This is a genomic window from Citrobacter sp. H12-3-2, from assembly GCF_009649895.1.
GTDB classification, from domain to species: Bacteria; Pseudomonadota; Gammaproteobacteria; order Enterobacterales; family Enterobacteriaceae; genus Citrobacter; species Citrobacter portucalensis.
In genome coordinates this window covers 1,076,676-1,096,287 of record NZ_CP045837.1, presented here as the reverse complement: position 1 = coordinate 1,096,287, position 19,612 = coordinate 1,076,676, and the positions used below count along the sequence as shown (strand labels likewise).

Sequence of the window (19,612 nt, the reverse complement as noted above, 5' to 3'; positions counted from 1 at the left end):
CTCATGCTGCGGGACCGTTAAAGCTCCCGCAGCGTGTCAGCGCCAGCTTAATAGCGGGCTAAACGCCTCACGTCCCACCAGGGCACGAAGCGCAGGCAGATGACAGTTACGCGCCAGAAGCGGAGGTACGGCAAAAATAATGTCGCCGGAGAGCATCACATTCTCAAGTTGTCCCCATAGGTACCAGCCGGTTTCAACGCCACTGTCCGGGACGCGTAAATGCAAATGCCATCCCTCCTGCGGCTCATCCGCAATCCCCAGCCACTGGCTAAATCGAGGGATTTCAGGCACAACCTGAGTCACTAACGAACACACACCAACCTGGTTTGCCGGTATATACAACGTTAGCGCTCCCAAAGTAATACGTACCGCCGCCAGATTAGTGGGTGCCGTCATAACCGCTGGTCTCCTGATAACGCTCAAAGACCAGATTCAGATCGAGCAGCGTGTACCAGGTTTCTATCACGTTAACCACCCCCACAGCGATGCTTTGTAACGCCGGGGGCAACGAATCTCCTGGCAAATGAATCTGGCTTTCGGCGACTTCCAACACATCAATCAGTTTATCTATCAGGATCCCACTTTGCATTTTCTCAGCGCATCCAATCAAAATAGTGCGCTTACCTGCCGAATTGACGGTAGGTTTATCGATCAGGCTGTCCAGTCTCATTACCGATTCCACCCGTCCACGATAGTTGATGACCCCTTCAAGCATTGGCGCGCAACAGGGAACCCAGGAGATCGGGCGCTCTGCAAGGATCTCTTTAATTTGCGCCCCATAGAAGGCAAAATTTTTACCCGCCAGTTGAAATAACACCAGCGTACGCTGGGGTTCATCAACGTTTTCACACTCCGGCTTTTCACCATGGTTCAGCGCAAGAATCTGCTCCAGCTGTTGGCTCATATTGACTCCTTTTACTCGGCAATGCAGAAAGTGTTACGGCCATTTTGCTTCGCGGCATACAGCGCCTGATCGGCACGCTCGCGCAGCGTTTCAATCCGATCGCCAAACTGCCACTGGGCAATGCCCGCGCTGAAGGTACTGTGAAAACTGGCGTCGTTAACGGAAAACGTGACCTGCTCGTAATCCCTGCGCAATCGTTCGACCACGCGCGCAGCCTTGTCACTGCTGGTGTTGGGCATAATGATGACAAACTCTTCACCACCATAACGGCCAACGATATCGGTGCTGCGTAAGCGATGGGAGAACAACTGCGAAATACCGACAATTACCTGGTCACCGACCGCATGACCGTAGGTATCGTTAACGCTTTTGAAGCGATCCAGGTCCACCATTACCATACAAAATGGGTTGCCGCTGTAGTTCGACTCGGCAATCGCGCTTTTGAGAAAATGGGTGGTCGTTGAGTGGTTATATAACCCGCTCAGACTGTCCTGCGACATGCGGGCACGCAGGACGCGCATTCTTTCCGCGCGAATCGATACGGCGCGGATCAGCTCCTCAGGGTCGCTCTGTTTGAGGATAAAATCCTCCGCGCCGATGCTCATTGCTCCCAACTGCGCATGCTTGTTGGTCTCGCTGGAGAGATAGGCGATAGGCAGGCCAATATGCTGCGGTATTTGGCGAATCAGTTTTGTCAGTTCCTCACCGCTGAACTCCGGCATGTGATAATCCATCAACACCAGATCGATCGGCTGCGCATTCAGTACATGCAGTAGATAGTGAGGTTTTTCCAGCACATGCACTTCCATGCCCGCCAAGCGCAGCATCTCCGCGTTGTATTCCGCCACCGCGGGTTCGTCATCGATCAACAATACCTGGTAAGGCTTTTTCAGCGACGGTTGAGTCAGGCGATGAAGTTCCTGGACTAAATCGGTGATAGAGGCAGGTTTTACGTAGTAGCCATCACAGCCAGATTTGATGGCGTTGACGCGGGCATTGAAATCGCTATGACACGAGAGAAACAGCACAGGGAAAGGTTTGCCCACTTTTTGTTTCAAATCCGACATTGCCAGCGGTCCACCGTAGGCGTTGTCCGGAAAGCTAACATCCATAATCACCACGGCAGGCGGTTGCGACAATACGGCCTGAGTGAAATCCTGCGTGTTCGCGAACACATGGCAGGTAAAACCAAAACAGCGCAGTTGGGTCGCGAGAAGCTCGACCTGGTCAATATCATCATCACACAGGTAGATAGGCTTACTGGCCCGCCGAACATATCCCTCTTCCGGGCGCTGTGCGGCGATCGGTAATGTGAACTCCGTATCGCTGATACGATGTTCAAGATTGAGCTGCTCCTGAGTCAGGGTGTACAACCACCTGATGATTCGCCGCAGCTCATCGTAATGCAATGTGCTTTGCTCTGTTTCCGGTTCTGTTAGTAAACGCTCACCTTCTGCTGAGGCATTCGCCAGCGGGCTAAAGCCAAAGGACCCTGCCGAACCGTGAATACTGTGCAGCAGGATATGTAGCTGTTTGCGACAGGCTTCGCTAGGCTCTGCGACCAGTTGAACGAGTAATCTTTCCGCTTGTGCCAGCATGTCGGGAATTCGGCGTAGAAACCCCTGCCGTAAACGCGCTATTTTTTCCTGCGCTGCCGCCATCGCTATATGCTTATTTTCTTGTTTCATCAAACACGTAGGCTTATTCAGTTAATCGCAGATGGTTGCAGTAGCGCATTGACAGCAGCCCCCAGATTTTCCGCGAGGTTTTCATCTTTTTTCACCCAACGGTCGTACAGAGCGTCGCTGCCCGTTACTTCATTGGCACTCAGTAAAATAAAAGGCTTAGCCCAATCCTGAGCGCGTAACAGCGCCAGCAAATCCAACCCACTGATCTCTGGCATATGCAGATCGCTAATCACCAGGTCGATGTTGTTATCCGAGTCCAGGCACGCCAGGGCGGAAATCGCGCTTTCCACAATCACCACATCGTAGCCGTCCATTTGCAAAAATATGGATGCCAGTTCAGCCGCAAAAAGATCATCATCAACTAATAAAATTCGCATTTTCTCTCTCGATTTTGCGCCATCAGCACAAAAGCATTTTTAATGTTTTTATCAAACTGTCCTGCTCGAAATCGCCCTTGGCGATGTAGGCATCCGCGCCCACCTGAATCCCCCGTCGCCGGTCCTCTTCCTTCGCGCGGGACGTCACGATGATGATTGGCGTATGCTGGTAGTTTTTCTCCCCACGCAACGATTTGGTGAAGGTGAAACCATCCATAAACGGCATTTCGACATCCGTCAGTACGGCATCAAACTGGGTCAGTTTCGCTTTTTGCAGCCCCGACAGCCCGTCTTCTGCCAGAGTCACCTGATAGCCGTGCGCTTCCAGCACGTTCTTTTCTATCTCACGGGTATTCAGTGAGTCATCAACCACCAGCACATGCCAGGCATCCTGCGTTACGCTCGTGGCGGGCGCTGGTGTACTGGTTTGCCGTGATTGTTGCGCCATCGCCATCAGCGCAGGAACGTGCAGGATGCTGACCAGTTGGTTTTCCGGTGTTTGTACCATCCCGGAGACCAGCGACTGCTGTTGCATATGCTTCGGTAACGGTTTGATCATCATCTTGCGTTCATCGAGGAGCTTATCCACTTGCAGCGCCATTTTGCTGTACTGGTTCTGCACCACGATTAATCGCTGTCCGGGCGTTGAAAAGCTGCTCTGGCGTTCATGAATGCCCAGTAAGCTGCCTACGCAAACCACCGGGATAAACTCGTTATGCAAGATAATGGCAGGACGTCCGGCGATATCGCTGATCCCCTGTGGCGTGCATTCCACCACCTCAACCACATACTGCGCAGCCAGTCCAAAAAGGTACCCCTGCTCTTCAAATTGCAAAATCCGCATCATGGTTAACGAAACAGGCAACCGCAGGTTAAAGCTGGTTCCGACTCCCGGACGGCTATAAACCTGCAAATCGCCTTGCAGGTCGGTCACCACCGTTTTGCGCACCACATCAAGACCAACGCCGCGACCAGAAAGCTCGGAGACTATCTTGCTGGTCGAAAAGCCGGGATGAAAAATCAGCTCATTACATTCTTGCTCGGAGAGCTGCCCGACCATTAAAGCGGGAACAAGACCTTTACTGACCGCCTTCGCGCTGATGGCCTCATAGTTCAGACCACGGCCATCATCTTCGATACGCAGTAGTATCCCGCTGCCGTCCTGCTGAGTAGTGATGGTAATCGTGCCGCGAGTGGATTTACCGAGCGCCAGACGTTCGTCGATCTCACCAATCCCGTGATCGACGGCATTACGCAGTAGATGCGTCAGCGACTCCGAAAGCCGATCAATGAGCTGGCGGTCGATTTCCACTTCTCCGCCAACAAAGCGGCACACCACCTGCTTGTTCAGTGTGGAAGCCAGTTCGCTGACCTGCAGCGAAATGGGTTCAAACAATGTTGAAAGTGGCAGCATACGGATCCGCGCCGCCACATCGTACAGTTCAAACATCTGCAAATGCTGGAGCTGAACGCTTTCTTTTAACTGGGCGCTAAAGTCGTGGATCTGCTGGCGAAGCTGTTCAGCACTCAATCCCGGTAACCGTGGTACCAGTTGACTCAGGTTTTGTATCTGCTGTTCCAGGCGATCATGTCCGGCGAGCACCTCCCCCAGAATGTCGATCAGTCCATCGAGCTTGTTCAGCTTTACCCGAACGAAATCCGCCTGCTTAATACCGGCATCCATGCTGGAAGGTGTCGTAGGCGCTGGGACTAACGGTTTTTCTGTTGCTCCGGCAGTTTCGACAGCCAGCGTGATATCCTCTCCCCGACTGGCGCGGGCAAGGCGTTCGCACAGCCCGGCATCCGCCGGTGGCAACTGATTATCCCCTTCGCTGACAAAAAGCTGGGTAAGCTGACCAGAAAGATACTCCACAGACTCATGGATCAGATTGCCCAGCGCCCTGTCCGGCGTCAGTTTGTTGTCACGCAGTTCACTCAATACATCTTCAAGATGATGCGTGACATCGGCAATACTTTGCAGCTTCAGCATCCGCGCCCCCCCTTTCAGGGTATGCGCAGCGCGAAACATCTCACCTATCCAGGCGTCGGTATGCTCATCAGCGGAGAGGAGAAAAGCCCCTTCGCTGATCGTCTGCAAATGACCTCTCCCTTCATCAATAAAGCGCAGAACGAATTTTTTCAGATCGATAGCCATAATCGCTCTTATTAGCCACTTTGGTGGGCGAATTGCGCCAGTTGATGTTCACACAAGAAACGAAACGTATTGCCAGGAAATACCATTGGCAAACGCAGACGACAAACCGAGGACGGATTGTTTATCTCGTCGTTCAGTAACTGCATCACCACACGATAAGTCCGTTGAGCAGGCTGGTATAACTCGCTTTGCCGGTACATTTCAGCCAGATAATAGTGTGCAGGCCAGTAGCCAGGTTCCTGATAAACCACCTGTTTGAACCAGGCGATGGCCTGCTGGGTCTGGTGTTGCCACATCATCGCCAGGCCGAGCAGCATTTTGGCCTCTGCCGACCACTCATCCTGGGCGAGGATCTGCTGTGCGTTTCCGGCTGTTTGAGAAAACTCACGCTGTTCGAGGGCAATAACGCCCTGGATCAAAAGCGCATCCTGATTACGGGGATCGTCGCGTAATACACAGGCGATACACTTTTCAGCTTCAGAAAAACATTTTTCATCGAGACTGGCGCGTGCTTTCTTCAGCCAGTCATTACTCTGCTGCGCCGTGGGCACCAGAGGAACCTGTTCAACTACCGCTCTCGGCTGCGGAATGCGCACCGCAACTCTGGGGACAGGCACAACCCTTGCCGCTTCACGATGGTGGCAAAAATAGAAAATCCCCTCTTCCTGCTCCAGCTTCAGAATGTCGAAATTGTTAGCCAGCGTTTCCGCATTGCCAAAAAATAAGGCTCCCTGCGGTTGCAACATCTTCAGCAAATTACCGTGCAGCTCGCGACGCGTTGGCGTATCAAAATAGATGGACACATTGCGCAGCAAAATGATGTCCACTTCCGGCAGTAACTGTTCTTTTATAATGTTGGTGCGATGGAAGGAGACCTTCTCACGGATCTCATCATGCAGCCGGTAGAGGTTTCCCGAGCGGGTAAAGTAGCGTTGCTGAATACTCGGGTCGACGCCGCGAAACGAGTAGCTTGAATAGCAGGCGTTGCGGGCTTTTGCCAGGATTGCCGGGTCAATATCACAGCCGTAAATTTCAATGCGCTGAGCCATCCAGCCGAGGTATTTCTCATGCAGCTTGATCGCCAACGAGTAGGCTTCCTCTCCGGAAGAGCATCCGGCACTCAGAATACGCACCGGGCCGCTGCGCTGTTGCAACAGACGCGGGATCCATTTATCGCAGATTAAATCCAGCGTATCGCTTTCACGGAAAAAATAGGTTTCGTTAATCGTAATCAGCGTGATGAAACTATCAAACTCATTCTGCGAGCTACGCAGTTGTTCATAGTATTCATAGTAATCATTGATTTTTCGCTCGGCCATTCGCCGACCCAGCGCCGTTTTCAGCAATGCTTCCATGGCGTTATCGAAGTGCAAACCGACCCGTTCTTTGATCAGGCGCGCATAGTCAGGAAGATTAGGGATCATGGCAATTTACTCTCAACATGCCCGTGGCAAGCCATCGAAAGCAGTACCGCAGCAAGACCATCCAGAGGGATCGTGCGGTGTATTAGTTGCTTGTCGATCGCGTTCTTATTCATACCGAATACCACCGAACTTTCTTCGTCCTGCGCCAGCGTTGTTCCGCCACGGCGGACAATAAGCTCAATGCCGCGGCAGCCATCGCTGCCCATGCCGGTCATAATCAGTCCGACGGCTTTTTCGCGAAACACCTCAGCCACCGACTCCAGCAACAGGTTGCAACTGGGATGGTAAACGTCGCTTTCCTGTCTTGGGATCGCCGCTAAACGCTGGTTGCTTTTGACGATCAGGTGCTGCTCCGGCGGCAATATATACACATACCCCGCTTCCACCCGATCGTCCTCCTGCGCCAGTCGCACCTTCAGATCGGTCACGCTATCCAGCCAATGCACCATATTTTTCGCGAAGCCATCGGCAATATGTTGGGCAATAAGCACCGGGCACGGAAACGTACCGGGCAGATCCTGTAACAGCTTACTTAGCGCCTGCGGCCCGCCCGTCGAACAGGCAATCGCCAGCACAAAGGGCCAGTCCTGCGGCGTCTTTGCAACGTCCATCATTGGTCGTACAGTGGGGATTACTGGTTCGCTTGGATAGCGTAATCCCTTGATATGTCGAATGACTTTCACACCGACCAGTAATTCTACTTTACGATGCAAGGCATCCGTTGAGAGTGGTGAATCACTGCTATGGTGCAACACCGCCAACGCACCACGGGAAATGTAGTCATCATCCCATTGATTCTCTGGATAAAATCTCATGACAAGGATCGGGATTGCGCTGGTTGCCATGATCGTTTCCACGATCTCGACGTTATCGGCGCTCGAAATATCCAGCGTCAGAATCAGCAGGTCCGGCATCAGCTGTTGCAACAGTCGGATCGCCTGTCTGCGATGGGCTGCTTGCCCCACCACCTTAATGTGCGGGTGATCCTCCAGTTGCCTGACCAGCTCATTACGCGATGCGCTGCCCAGGTCGAGGATCAGCACCCGAATGTTGCTGCTATTCATGCATCTGTTTCCGTCAGTGTGAATGAGGACGAAGCCTCTTTCAGCGCTTTCGACAGTTGTGTCATATCCTGACTGACAACCAGAATGTCTTTGATAGATTGCGAGGTATAGTTACTGGCAACAACGATCTCACGCAGCGCCATGACCACCTGATTACTCGCCGTTTTCTGTTGCTGTGTTGATAGCGATATTTGCAGCGCCGCCGTCGAAGTTTGCTCAGCCGTAACAACGATATCGTTCAGATGTTCAGCACTGACTTTACAGGCTATTGCGCCCGCTTTAATGCTCTCACCGCCTTTTTCCGCGTTCAGCACCAGGCGATTAATCGCGTTTTGGATCTCGCTGATCTTATTTTCAATTTCAACCGTCGACTCCGTCACAGAATCCGCCAGACGGCGGATTTCAGCCGCCACAACCGAGAAACGCTTACCGGCTTCCCCGGCGCTGGCAGCTTCGAGCGCTGCGTTAAAAGCGATAAGTTTCGTCTGATCCGCGACGCTGTTAATGATCACCATCACGCGACTGATTTCCGTCGACTTATTACCGAGCATCATGATTTCACGCATATTTTGCTGATTGTCGGTATCAATATCCGTCATACGCATCAGCAATTGCGACATCGACTCGGAGCCTTTATTGCAATCCTCGAGCGTCTGGTTGGCAATATCCACAACCGCCCGTGAGTGTTCGGCTATCTGTGTCGATGAGGCAGACAGCTCTTCCATGGTGGAGGTAATTTCAGCCACTGAAGATGAGGTTTCCACGCTGGTTGATGCCTGCCCATCGACCGCTTCGGTAATATGCAAAGATGCCTGATGTACCGAATTTGCATGAGAAACCATACCGCCTACCAACGAGTGCAGACGCTGACGCATCATCTCCACCGCACTCAGCAGTTCGCCGATCTCATCGTGGTGATCGACCTGAACATCCACCGTTAAGTCGCCTTCGGCAATGGTTTGTGCAATCCCCAGGACACGGTTTAAGCGCCGGGAAATCAGGAAACGGCTGGCCACAGCAATCAGCAGTAAAATGATGGGCAGCAGCAGCGCGGTAAACAGCAGCAGACCGTTACGCACCAGATTGCTGCTCTTGGCGACATCATCAACATAGTTGGTGGTGGCGATTATCCAGTTTATCCCTTCAACGTATTCATAAACGGCAACTTTGGTCTTCGGCAATGCGCCATAACCGCTCACCCAGTTGTAGTAAGTGATGCCATTCTTGTGTTCGAGCATGTCGGCAAACAGCTTAAAACCATTGGCATCGGTAATATTAATTGCCTGCTGGTTGCTCAACGAGGGGTGGACCAACATACGACCAGGTTCAAATCCGGCATCCAGCACATAGGCGTAGCCATCTTTACCAATATGCACATTCAACAAACGCTGAATGATCGGTTGCAAACTCTGTTTGACGTCGAAACCCACCGCGACGGCCCCCACGACCTGACCATATTTGTCGGCAATCGGTTCGTAGTGACTAATAAACTGTTTACCGAACAGTGTGACCACACCGGAAAAGGGTTTATTTTTCAAAAGCAGCGGCAACGCAGGATTATCATGCCCTAGCGCTGTTGCTGTTGCCGTATTGCCTGAACTCGCCAGTAACGTACTGCTGACACGTACAAATTGCTCGCCTTGCAGAATAAACGTACTGGCAAATACGCTGGTTAATTCGGTGAAGTGCGCGTTGGTGTTCGGGTTGCTCAGCACCGCTTTTAATTCAGTAGAGTCCATATAACGCAGCGGTTTATTGGCAACGTTTTGATAATTATTAATATAAACATTGCTGTAATGTTCTGCATCGCGAGTCACACGCTGAAACTCGTTAGAAATACTGTTGTGGAATATCCGCGTGTTGGTTTTAATCATCTCCAGCGCATTGACCTGCAATTCTCTGGAAAGATACGACGATAATATAAAAGAGGCGCTAATCAGCAACGTTGCGATACAAACAACCAAAATCATACCGAGCTTCATCGCCACACCGGGATGGATGTTGTGCAGCCAGGACAATAGTCGAGCGCGCGGTCCCTCACTGGTGGTATTCGCCGTTCGATTTTTTACTTTAATAATGTCACTCATGATTTTTATTCTCTACCTGAGAAGAAATTACTCTTTTTTTGGTCATCAGGAGCTAGCGCCCTGTGATTCGAGCGTGAACAGCGGCGTAGGTTTGCCAATGTGATATCCCTGTAACCAGCCCACATTCATTTTTTCCAGACAGGCCTGAATAGTGGCATTCTCGACAAATTCAGCGACCACCTGCATTTTTTTCATTTCAGCAACGCGGCAGAATGACTCAACGATGTAGTAACTAATTTCACTTTCGGTGATCCGTCGAATAAAAGAGCCATCTATTTTCAGGATATCTGCTTCGATATTCATCAAGCGCGCATGACTCGCAAACCCGGTGCCAAAGTCATCAATTGCCACCCGACATCCCAGCTGACGTATTAAACGTAGCGTTTCCACGGTTTGTTCTTTGTCTGATAACGTATCTGCTTCCGTTATTTCAAAAATAATCCGCTGTGGCTCCACCGCGTAGTCGTGCAGGAGTTGGGTGATCTTCATGACAATATTTGAACGACACACCGTTACTGGTGCCAGGTTAATAGAAAAACAACGCTGCGGGTGGCTACGCATAAATTTGAGGGTGTTTTCGATAACCCAGAGATCGATATCCGGTGCCAGCCCCGCATCATGAGCAACCGGCAGGAAACTGTTCGGTGGAATAAATTCTCCCCGTTCGTTAAGCATACGGATCAATATTTCATGATACGGCGCTTCACCGTGGGTACTGACTATTGGCTGTGCCATCAGGACAAACGCATTGTTATCCAGCGCATTTTGCAGCGCAGTGCGAATTTCCGTTTTATCAACAATGTGGTTGCCAAGGATCCGGCTATGCTGCGCCTCAAGGTTTTCCGGCCTGCCGTTGGTGAGAGATAAACCCGCCACCATGCCCAGTTTCCCCACCAGCTGATAAATATCATCACTCAGATCGTTAATCAGGCAATAGCCCAAACCACTGCGAAAACCCAACCGATGGTTGTTGTAAAAGAGACGAAAACTGTTGGCGGCCTGATACAGATCGCATAGCCGCTCCCAGGTGCCATTTTCCAGCCGGATGAGCAGATCATAACCCGCGTGGTAATAGACTTTCTCGCTTTTCACCAGATGTCTGCGCAAATGCTCAGCAAGGATCTTCTGGTAGCGGGCGCGGAAATGAAAACCATAGCGACGCGAAAAAAGCTCCAGCTCGGGGATCTGTATCAGACATACGGTCGCGCGTTCAGTGGTAAATAGCTCCGTCTTCAGCGCCCGTAAATTTGCCATGCCTGTCATCGGGTCAGTCAGCCCCAACAGCAGCGCCTGGTTAAAGCGCTGACGGGTAAATTTTGCCAGTACCCCCATGATCACAATGGTGAGTGAAAAGACAAAGATCAACGTCGAAACCAGCGCCTGATGCAGCATGAAGTTAACATCGCTGGCGATATAGCTGTCGTTATGTTTGCCTAAGATGATTAATACGATCGTCCACACCAGCATTGTGAACAAGTGGCCAATCTTGATTGCTCCCCACAACATCAACGGAAATAACAGAATCAGGCTATAGATAGAGAAAAAAACATCCAAATTATCCGGTGATGTTAAGAAGAACATCAGAAAAAACAGCAAGATGCACCAGGATATAACGCCGTAGACACCGATATTGCCTTTACACTGTTCGGCAATGGCCCGCAGAAAGGTCAGCAGGAAAGACGGTCGACGAATGATGCGGTAAATCTTGTAAAATAAAGGGATCCCCGTCAGGCAACCGTTGATGATCCCCTGAATACGTACCAGCATGCCCAGACTCAACGCCGGAATGTTATCCACATCGGGGCGTTGTCCGTGGGCGACAAACATTGCAAAGAGTTTGCTGAACACCAGATACAGCAGGACGTTGTAGCCACAAAGCCAGAGCAGACGATTAAAGCTAATTTTGATGCGACCAAAGCTAACGCAGCTGCGTCTGCCGGTGAATTTGCGGTACGCGGCATAACTTAAGGTCGACGCGATGATCAGGCACAACGCATCTACCCGTTCATTTTGCGGACCGACCACAAACATGACCGTCAGGAACAGAAGAAACCCCGGCAACACCCGAAAACCAAACAAGACCAATGCGGCAGAAAATACGGCTAGCTTGAGATCGTAAACTGTTAAAATAGTATTATTGAGAATGCTATAACCGTTAAGATATTGTGCCAGCGGGTAAAAAAGGCCAGGTAAGACAAGTGGCAGGCACCATTCCCGAATGTTTTTTATCGTGTTTGAATTTATTATTGCGTCCAAATCAATTTATCCGCTATGCACTATACCAATAGGACTTTAATCCAGACTCGAATGTCACAAACAAATCCTTTTGGGTCAGCCGATGAACCATAGCAAAATTGTCAACATTGACCGCGCACTGAGAAAATAAAATAAGGTTCTATAATGAAGAGAGCATATTATTCATATCAAATCAGGAAATAAATACCCATTTATAGACAAAAATGGACATCCTGTGGGGATTAAATCACTAAAACGCCTGTCCAAAAAACCGCTAATTCATTGATGTTCCGCAAAAAACAAAAAAGCCGCTGTCAGTTTCCCAACACCTCCAACCAGTACGTATAAAAAATCTTTTCAAGCACCATGAATGTCAACATTAATATCCTGAAAGGGGCATTCAGAAAATGTATTTTTATGTACACTTTTGCCTATTGACGAAAAGAGCAGCGTTATCTATATTCGCATACCGTTATTTTTGTCATTACTCACCATGGTTCAATGTTAGTTATTTGTTACGTCATTACGTTTCACATCTTTCATCTACTTATTTGCAACAATAATATTCCATCAAGTAATAACAGAAATTAATTTTAGCACCGAACAATCTTTTCAGGAATTAACATAATCCGTGGCAAAGTCTCTGTTTTCCCTTAAAGCAATAAAAGGGTGGCAACATTCAATCACTGGCAAAATAACGCAATTCTTGCTGGCGGGTATCGTTATTGCGTTTAGTGCTGGCGCGTTTACCAACTGGAGCCTGATAGATAACTTTTCTTATCAGCAGTGGGTACAGCGGGCTGAAGCGAATGCACAGATTATGACCTACATCATCCGCAACGTGTATACCACCGTTTCGGTCGAAACCAGCGATGCAGGGCAGATATCCCGCATTGTCTCCGACAGACAGATTGGTGACACCGACTCTATTATGCAAACCGGTTATAACCCGGTTGACGTTCTGGCACTGGCATCAGTACAGACCCATAGCCCCACCTGGTTGTTTCTGTATACGCCGGAGAAAGGGTTTGTTGGCATCAACAACAAGTCAGAGGAAGGTGATGGGATCATCTCTTTCCCCGGTCGTCTGCCGCGCGATGTGCTGGGTAACTACTATGTTGGCTTCGCCCAAATTAATGGCGAAGAGTGCTTTATCAGCGCCGTTCCTATTTTGACGCCTTCAGGTGAGATCCTCGGTAGCCTGATAAGCAGCATTGGTAAAAAAAGCGATCTCTACGCCACCTACGATGCGATGCTGAAAAAAAGCAGTATCATTTTTGTCCTGATTTTGCTGGTAACGCTGGCACTGGTCACGATGTTTATGCGCCGTTTATTCCGTCCGGTTCCGCTGCTGATTAACTCCCTTACACGCATCGCCCATGAAGAGACGGACTGTATAACGCCCTATCTTGATCAGGACGATGAGATTGGACATCTGGCCGGGGCGATTGAAAAATTGCGCGTCGCCATGAAAGAACGCGGCTATCTGCAACGAATGCATGAAATGTCGCAAAAGATGGAGCATATGGCCCATCATGATTCACTGACCGGATTGCCCAACCGCGTTTCGTTTGGCCAGGCGTTAGATAAACGCGTCAGTGAAATCCATCAGGACGAAAAACCATTTAACCTGCTGTTGATTGACCTCGACAACTTCAAACCAGTAAACGACACCTTTGGTCATAAAGCGGGCGATGAGCTGTTAATCAGCGTTGCCCAGCGCCTACAACTCTTGCTGGGACCTAACGATATCGCAGCGCGTCTGGGCGGTGATGAATTCGCCATTCTGCAACATGTCAGCGATAACGCCATCAAAGAAGCGAATCGGCTGGCGAAGCGGATTATTCGTGCGCTGAGCACCCCGTTTACCTGGAGCACGCATACTTTTTCCATCAGCTGCAGTATCGGTATCACCACCGCGCCGTATCAGGGCAATAATACCTCGACGTTGATGATCAATGCCGACCTTGCCATGTACGCCTCAAAACATCATGGCCGGGGTTGCTTCCATTTCTTCGAAGACGGCATGGTGATGAAGCATACCCACAGCCTGTTTATTAATCAGGAAATCATCGATGGTATTGATAACAAGGAATTCGAGCTTCATTACCAGCCAATCATCAATCTGGAAGATGAAAGCGTATATGGCTACGAATCGCTGATACGCTGGAATCATCCCACCAAGGGTCTGATTTACCCTGATTATTTTATCAACATCGCCGAGAACTCCGGTCTGATTGTCCGTTTGGGCGAATGGATTATTCGTCAGTCCTGTGAAGCCGCTGCCAAATGGCCGGAGCGTATCAGGGTAGCCGTCAATATATCGGCCTACCAACTGCACAGCCCAGGACTGGTTGACGTTATCAAAGATGCGTTACGCATCAGTCAGCTTTCAGCCGAACGTCTTGAAATAGAAATTACCGAATCCGAAAAGCTGGATAAGTCGATTGCCTTACCCGTGCTGCAAGAGATTCGCTCTCTGGGCATTGAAATCGCGATGGATGATTTAGGCACCGGCTACGCGGCACTGGATTATCTGCTGATCTATCCTTTCACTCGCATCAAGATAGCGCGCACGCTGGTCGATAAGCTCCAGCAAGATAATGCCAGTCAGTATTTGATTGTGATGCTGATTCAGTTTGCCCATAAGTACAATATGTCGGTCACCGCTGAAGGGGTAGAAACCGCGCAGCAGCGTGACATTCTGCGCGACATTGAGTGCCAGAATGTTCAGGGCTATTTCTTTAGCTATCCGCTGCGCGAGCGTGAAGTGCTTTCCGCATTTGCCAAAGAGGTCATTGAAGAAGGACTGTGCAATGTCTGACTTCTTTCGCCCGGTAAAGCGCATGCTGACGATTTTTGCCCTGTTAATTGTTTCAGCAACGCCATGCTTAGCAGGCTCAGCCCTGCCGTTGCACACGCTGGAGCAAATCGCCAGCAAGAAAAGCATTACCCTTGGTTATCAGGATGATGCGTTTCCTTTCTCCTGGCAGAATGGCAACGTACCTGCCGGCTATTCCATTGATATTTGCAACAGTATCGTCAGCGCGCTCAAGACAAAACTTCAGCTTAAAAACCTGAAGGTCGAGTGGGTAAAAGCTAACTCGGCATCGCAGTTTGTCCTGATTAAAAATCACATGGCAGACATCATGTGTATCCCGGCCTTCTATTCGAAAAGTCGCCACAGCATTAGCGAATTCTCGCTGCCGTTTTATTTTTCAAGCACCCGCTTCGTCATGCGTAAAAATGAAAGCAACGACAATCTGGCAGAGCTTTCCGGACATAGCGTACTGGTAAAAAGCGGCACGATTTACGTTGAGCAACTGCAAAAAGTGAATGCCGCCAATGACCTGGATATTAATATTCAACTCGATACCAACAACATTACCGCCTTCAATGAACTGAAGAATGGTGAGTATTCTGCACTGATCTCCAGTACGGTTTTACTCAAAGGGATGATCGCGCAAACGCCTAATCCTGGAGACTATAAACTTTCCGACATTGCGCTCAGCGCCCCGCTACCGGCCGGCTTGTTACTCCCGTTACACGATAAAGAATTTAAAGAATTTGTTGATGACACTCTCTCCTCGCTGATGGCCAGCAACGAATTTACTGCGCTGTACAATAAATGGTTTCAGTCACCGATCCCGCCGAAAGCCATTAATTTAAACATTCCCATGTCAGATAACCTGAAAGCATTAACGTCTGCTAAAAAGAAGATCAGTTTTGATTATGAAAAATATAATTAATCGTGAGATGACAAGGGTGAACCGCATAGTGCAATGGCTGTTTTTACTGGCAGGCATCGGTATCACCCCCGCGCTGATGGCGCAGCAGAACGCCGCGACGCTCGATCATATTCAGAACAGCAGCGTGCTCAACGTGGGTTATCGCCAGCTGCCACCGTTTTCTTTTACTGACCACAATGGCAAAGTCACGGGTTATACCATCGCGGTATGTAACATGATTGCCGATAAGTTGCGCCAGTATTTGAAGCTCAACAGCTTAACCATTCATTATATTCCCGTGAATTTTGCAGAACGCTTCTCCGCATTAAACACACGGAAAATAGATATGGACTGTGGTGTAAATACTAACGCACCGGAGCGGACCTCCAGCGTTTCATTTTCGCTCAACTACTACACCGCGAAAATGCGCATCATCTCTTTGCGTAAAAATAATATAAATTCAATTGCCGATCTAAAAGGACGCACGGTAAGTCTGACCGGTAGCTCTAAAGATTTGCTGGAATTTAATAAAGCCAATAGAGAGCAACACCTTAATATTTCAACGATTACCACCACCACTATAAACGGCGCATTTGAGAAAATGGCGCATAATGAATCCGCCGCTTTCTTTGTCGATGACATTCTGGCCTGGCCGCTGATTAATCATAGCGAGCAACCTGAACTGTTCAGCGTCTCTTCTGAGAGCATCGGTAATGATATGCACTATGCCATTATGATGAGGAAAAACGATCAGCAGTTTGTGACGTTTGTTGACAGTACGCTGAAAGATTTTTTTGCCTCGCCGGCCAACGTGCAATTACGTAAAAAGTGGTTGTCCCCCTGGTCCTGCGAAAAGCTGAAAAACCCGTCACCGGGCAGTTGCCAGCATAGCCATTGAACATTATCCGCCGCTGCTTACGCCACCGCCTGCTACGCCTATGGAAAATCCCCGGGGCGCTGCTGCTATTGCTGTCAGTCCATTCGCTACGCGCGGCCTGGGATTTTGCCAATATTCAACAAAAGTCCGATGCGCTATATGGCCCGGCAACACCAGAAGCACAGCAACGGATCCGCGCCTGGCAACAGCTTCTGCTCCAGTTGCGTAATGCTGACGAGCAAACGCAATTACGCGCTGTAAACCAATTCTTTAACGAGAAGATCCGCTATACCGAAGATATTGATGTCTGGCATAACGTCGATTACTGGGCGACCCCTATCGAGTCGCTGCGCAAAGGTGAGGCGGATTGTGAAGACTACGCAATCGCCAAATATTTCACCCTCCGCCAGTTGGGAGTATCAGAAGACAAACTTCGCATCACCTATGTTAAAGCCCTGCGTTTAAACCGCGCGCATATGGTGCTCACCTGGTACGCCACCCCTGGGGCGATTCCTCTGGTGCTCGACAGCCTGACCAGCACCATTTCGCCTGCTACGCAGCGCATGGACTTATTACCCGTCTACTCCTTTAACAACACTGGCCTTTGGCTTCCCGGCAATCAAAACAATAAACGCGTTGGGGACAGCAAGAGGCTTTCTCGCTGGCAGCAAGTTTTCACCAAAATGCGGGAAGAAGGCTTCCCGATGGATAAATAGGAATCGCCCGTGTCTCTTTTTAAACAGTTACTTCTGGCAATCTCTCTCTTTATGATGGTTGTGTTCAGCGGCAATTTTATTGTGACGCTGGAGAGTTCTCGCAATCAGTCCAATAACCAACTCCTTTCACATGCCCAGGATGCCGCAACGGCGCTAGGCGTTTCGCTGACGCCCAACGTCAACGACCCGGCAATGATCGAGCTGATGGTCAGCTCCATTTTCGATAGCGGTTACTACAAAAAAATCCGCATCGTCGATCTGGCAAACGGCAAAATAATGCTTGAGCGTAGCGCGGTAGCGACAATTCCCGACGTTCCCGGTTGGTTCGTCGATCTGGTGGATGTCACCCCGCAAACCGGTGAAGCAACGATTATGCGCGGCTGGCAGCAGGCAGCTCGCGTGGAAGTGACCAGCGATCCTATCTTTGCCGTGCAGCGTCTGTGGGACAATACCTTAGGCAACCTGCTGTGGATGCTGTCCTGTAGCCTCGCCTGCTTAATCGCCGGTATTCTGCTGCTGCGCAAACTGCTGCGCCCACTCAATTACATGGCAAAACAATCCGAAGCTATTACTCGTCGCGAGTTTCTGACGCTCCACGAGTTACCCAAAACGCCGGAATTACGCCGCGTTGTAGGCGCCATGAATTTAATGGCCGCGAAGCTTAAATCGTTATTTGAAGAACAAGCTATCTATAGCGAGCACCTGCATAATGAAGCTTATCTCGACAGCCAAACCGGAATTGCCAATCGCCGGGCTTTCGATATGCAGCTTGAGGCGCGACTGAGTGATGCCGATACCGCACCGGGATATCTGATGCTGGTTCGCGTTCAGGATTTAGGTGGCCTGAATCAGCGCTTTGGCGGACCGCATACTGATAAGCTGTTGCTCAACATCGCCAACCTGCTGAACGCGCACAGAGAAAAGTATGCCCCTCTCGACAGCACGCTCGCCCGCATTCGCGGCGGTGAATTCGCCCTACTCTGCCCTGGCGTGACGCACGGAGAAATGCTGGAGCTGTGTAATTCATTGTCTCAGAAACTCACGGCCTTTTACGCTACTGGAATGTCAGACCAACAGCCGGTGGCCTATACCAGCATGGTGCCATTCAGCGCCGGAGAAAATGCCCAGTCATTGCTGATCCAGGCCGATCGCCTGCTGGTTGAAGCGGAAACACACACCAACCATCAGGTCGTTCCTACCACCGAAATACCTGCAGCTACAGAAGATCAGCATTTGTGGTTTGTGCGTCTGGAGCATGCACTGGAAAATCAGCAGTTCCAGCTGGTTTATCAGCCGGTAGTCGATTGCCGTCAGCCGGACAAAATCCTGCATTACAAGGTGCTGTCGCGCATTATTGATGAGCAGGGTAACGCCATTACCGCGGGACGGTTCCTGCCCTGGATCCACCGCTTTGGCTGGAGTCATCGCCTCGATAAAGTGATGCTGAAACTGACATTGAACCAGTTGAAAACCGCGCCCGGAAAATTGGCGTTGAGTATCTCCGGCAGTTCTGTCGCCAGTGCGGCCGCCACTGCTGAGCTACTCACCCCGCTGCGCTATTCACCGAAATTAGCCAGTCAGTTGATTCTGGAACTGGATGAAAATCAGTTACCCGGTCCCCATCAGATGGCGGCATTTGTTAAAACCGTCGGTCAGCATCGCTGCTCGCTGGGTCTGCAACACTTCGGCAGCCGTTTCGATATGATTGGTCATCTGTCGCAGTGGGGACTGGCTTATCTGAAAATCGACAGCAGCTATATCCGCAATATTAATGAAGAAAACGATAAACGGTTATTTATTGAAGTATTGTGCAGTGCCACGCGCAGTATTGATTTGCCGCTCATTGCTGAACGTGTTGAAACGAAAGGTGAGCTTATGGTGCTGCAAGAATTAGGGATTGATGGTGCAATGGGGCAATTATTAGGTGAGCCCGCGCCATTGTGATAAAACTGGCGTCTTGATACGCCTTTGTATAGCCGGATGGCGCTGCGCTTATCCGGCCTACAAACTGCCTGCATCAGCTAAAATATACGTTCATCGTTGCCAAGCAGTTGTTCTAACCCGCCAAGTTCCTGGCGCGCGTTTGCGCGATTCATTAATTTAACCTGCGCCATCGGTGGAAGATCGGTAATGGCAATCACGCCTTTACGAATCAACAGGTTAATCAGGTCGTCGAGCACGCGAACCATCTCCAGGTCGCTTTTTTGCAGCATCGCTAAAGCCTGCTGATTGTCATTTTCAGGACTTTTTGCCACGCCTTCTGCCTGCACGTTTGCAGCAGATGAATCAGAATTCATATCAGTGCCTTTTCATTTTGCACGATGCTGCTGCCCTGTTCACACAGGGCAGCAGGCAAT

The 19,612-nt window shown here is 50.1% G+C and carries 15 protein-coding genes; 5 read left to right on the top strand and 10 right to left on the bottom strand.

Annotated features, from left to right (window positions below; all coding sequences use genetic code 11):
* Positions 1-36: 36 nt before the first annotated feature.
* From GHC22_RS05205 to GHC22_RS05165, 9 genes are read right to left on the bottom strand one after another with little or no spacing between them, the layout of a single operon-like run.
* Positions 37-396 (bottom strand): hypothetical protein, encoded by a 360-nt coding sequence (locus GHC22_RS05205; protein ID WP_003825861.1) that lies wholly within the window; start codon positions 394-396, stop codon positions 37-39.
* Positions 380-904: a chemotaxis protein CheW gene (locus GHC22_RS05200; RefSeq protein WP_008785646.1), complete on the bottom strand. Its 525-nt coding sequence runs from the start codon at positions 902-904 to the stop codon at positions 380-382. The genes GHC22_RS05205 and GHC22_RS05200 overlap by 17 nt, the downstream gene beginning before the upstream one ends.
* Positions 905-915: 11 nt before the next feature.
* Positions 916-2,592: a diguanylate cyclase gene (locus GHC22_RS05195; protein WP_057068091.1), complete on the bottom strand. Its 1,677-nt coding sequence runs from the start codon at positions 2,590-2,592 to the stop codon at positions 916-918.
* A 17-nt stretch (positions 2,593-2,609) separates the two neighbouring features.
* Positions 2,610-2,969: a response regulator gene (locus GHC22_RS05190; protein ID WP_008785648.1), complete on the bottom strand. Its 360-nt coding sequence runs from the start codon at positions 2,967-2,969 to the stop codon at positions 2,610-2,612.
* 22 nt (positions 2,970-2,991) lie between these two features.
* Positions 2,992-5,124: a response regulator gene (locus GHC22_RS05185; RefSeq protein WP_153752380.1), complete on the bottom strand. Its 2,133-nt coding sequence runs from the start codon at positions 5,122-5,124 to the stop codon at positions 2,992-2,994.
* Positions 5,125-5,135: 11 nt separating this feature from the next.
* On the bottom strand, positions 5,136-6,548 hold the full coding sequence (locus tag GHC22_RS05180; RefSeq protein ID WP_153752378.1) for a protein-glutamate O-methyltransferase CheR: 1,413 nt from the start codon (positions 6,546-6,548) through the stop codon (positions 5,136-5,138).
* A complete protein-coding gene (locus GHC22_RS05175) occupies positions 6,545-7,612 on the bottom strand; it encodes a chemotaxis protein CheB (RefSeq protein WP_153752376.1) in 1,068 nt (355 codons plus the stop codon). Before GHC22_RS05175 ends, GHC22_RS05180 begins: the two co-directional genes overlap by 4 nt.
* Positions 7,609-9,699, bottom strand: coding sequence for a Cache 3/Cache 2 fusion domain-containing protein (locus tag GHC22_RS05170; RefSeq protein ID WP_153752374.1), 2,091 nt, complete (start codon positions 9,697-9,699; stop codon positions 7,609-7,611). The genes GHC22_RS05175 and GHC22_RS05170 overlap by 4 nt, the downstream gene beginning before the upstream one ends.
* Positions 9,700-9,744: 45 nt before the next feature.
* A complete protein-coding gene (locus GHC22_RS05165; protein WP_153752372.1) occupies positions 9,745-11,955 on the bottom strand; it encodes an EAL domain-containing protein in 2,211 nt (736 codons plus the stop codon).
* A gap of 610 nt (positions 11,956-12,565) precedes the next feature.
* On the opposite strand from GHC22_RS05165, the gene GHC22_RS05160 reads away from it, so the two are divergent.
* From GHC22_RS05160 to GHC22_RS05140, 5 genes are read left to right on the top strand one after another with little or no spacing between them, the layout of a single operon-like run.
* Positions 12,566-14,758, top strand: coding sequence for a bifunctional diguanylate cyclase/phosphodiesterase (locus GHC22_RS05160; protein WP_003825843.1), 2,193 nt, complete (start codon positions 12,566-12,568; stop codon positions 14,756-14,758).
* Positions 14,751-15,683 carry an amino acid ABC transporter substrate-binding protein gene (locus GHC22_RS05155; RefSeq protein ID WP_071446382.1) on the top strand — a complete coding sequence of 311 codons (933 nt, stop codon included), beginning with the start codon at positions 14,751-14,753 and terminating at the stop codon, positions 15,681-15,683. The genes GHC22_RS05160 and GHC22_RS05155 overlap by 8 nt, the downstream gene beginning before the upstream one ends.
* 7 nt (positions 15,684-15,690) lie before the next feature.
* On the top strand, positions 15,691-16,560 hold the full coding sequence (locus tag GHC22_RS05150; RefSeq protein WP_228553260.1) for a transporter substrate-binding domain-containing protein: 870 nt from the start codon (positions 15,691-15,693) through the stop codon (positions 16,558-16,560).
* Positions 16,561-16,562: 2 nt separating this feature from the next.
* The gene (gene lapG, locus GHC22_RS05145) at positions 16,563-17,255 is read left to right on the top strand and encodes a cysteine protease LapG (protein ID WP_032945487.1); all 693 of its coding nucleotides are present in this window, start codon (positions 16,563-16,565) and stop codon (positions 17,253-17,255) included.
* A 9-nt stretch (positions 17,256-17,264) separates the two neighbouring features.
* Positions 17,265-19,199: an EAL domain-containing protein gene (locus GHC22_RS05140; protein ID WP_153752368.1), complete on the top strand. Its 1,935-nt coding sequence runs from the start codon at positions 17,265-17,267 to the stop codon at positions 19,197-19,199.
* Positions 19,200-19,276: 77 nt separating this feature from the next.
* Here GHC22_RS05140 and GHC22_RS05135 read toward each other — a convergent pair whose 3' ends face one another.
* Positions 19,277-19,552, bottom strand: coding sequence for a hypothetical protein (locus tag GHC22_RS05135; RefSeq protein WP_048215665.1), 276 nt, complete (start codon positions 19,550-19,552; stop codon positions 19,277-19,279).
* Positions 19,553-19,612 lie beyond the last annotated feature (60 nt).

Bases quoted from the DNA above. Each gene is read 5' to 3' on its own strand.
- GHC22_RS05195 (WP_057068091.1), bottom strand. From the start codon at position 2,592: ATGAAACAAGAAAATAAGCATATAGCGATGGCGGCAGCGCAGGAAAAA.
- GHC22_RS05150 (WP_228553260.1), top strand. From the start codon at position 15,691: ATGACAAGGGTGAACCGCATAGTGCAATGGCTGTTTTTACTGGCAGGC.
- GHC22_RS05185 (WP_153752380.1), bottom strand. From the start codon at position 5,124: ATGGCTATCGATCTGAAAAAATTCGTTCTGCGCTTTATTGATGAAGGG.
- GHC22_RS05200 (WP_008785646.1), bottom strand. From the start codon at position 904: ATGAGCCAACAGCTGGAGCAGATTCTTGCGCTGAACCATGGTGAAAAG.
- GHC22_RS05170 (WP_153752374.1), bottom strand. From the start codon at position 9,699: ATGAGTGACATTATTAAAGTAAAAAATCGAACGGCGAATACCACCAGT.
- GHC22_RS05135 (WP_048215665.1), bottom strand. From the start codon at position 19,552: ATGAATTCTGATTCATCTGCTGCAAACGTGCAGGCAGAAGGCGTGGCA.
- GHC22_RS05175 (WP_153752376.1), bottom strand. From the start codon at position 7,612: ATGAATAGCAGCAACATTCGGGTGCTGATCCTCGACCTGGGCAGCGCA.
- GHC22_RS05155 (WP_071446382.1), top strand. From the start codon at position 14,751: ATGTCTGACTTCTTTCGCCCGGTAAAGCGCATGCTGACGATTTTTGCC.
- GHC22_RS05180 (WP_153752378.1), bottom strand. From the start codon at position 6,548: ATGATCCCTAATCTTCCTGACTATGCGCGCCTGATCAAAGAACGGGTC.
- GHC22_RS05190 (WP_008785648.1), bottom strand. From the start codon at position 2,969: ATGCGAATTTTATTAGTTGATGATGATCTTTTTGCGGCTGAACTGGCA.
- GHC22_RS05205 (WP_003825861.1), bottom strand. From the start codon at position 396: ATGACGGCACCCACTAATCTGGCGGCGGTACGTATTACTTTGGGAGCG.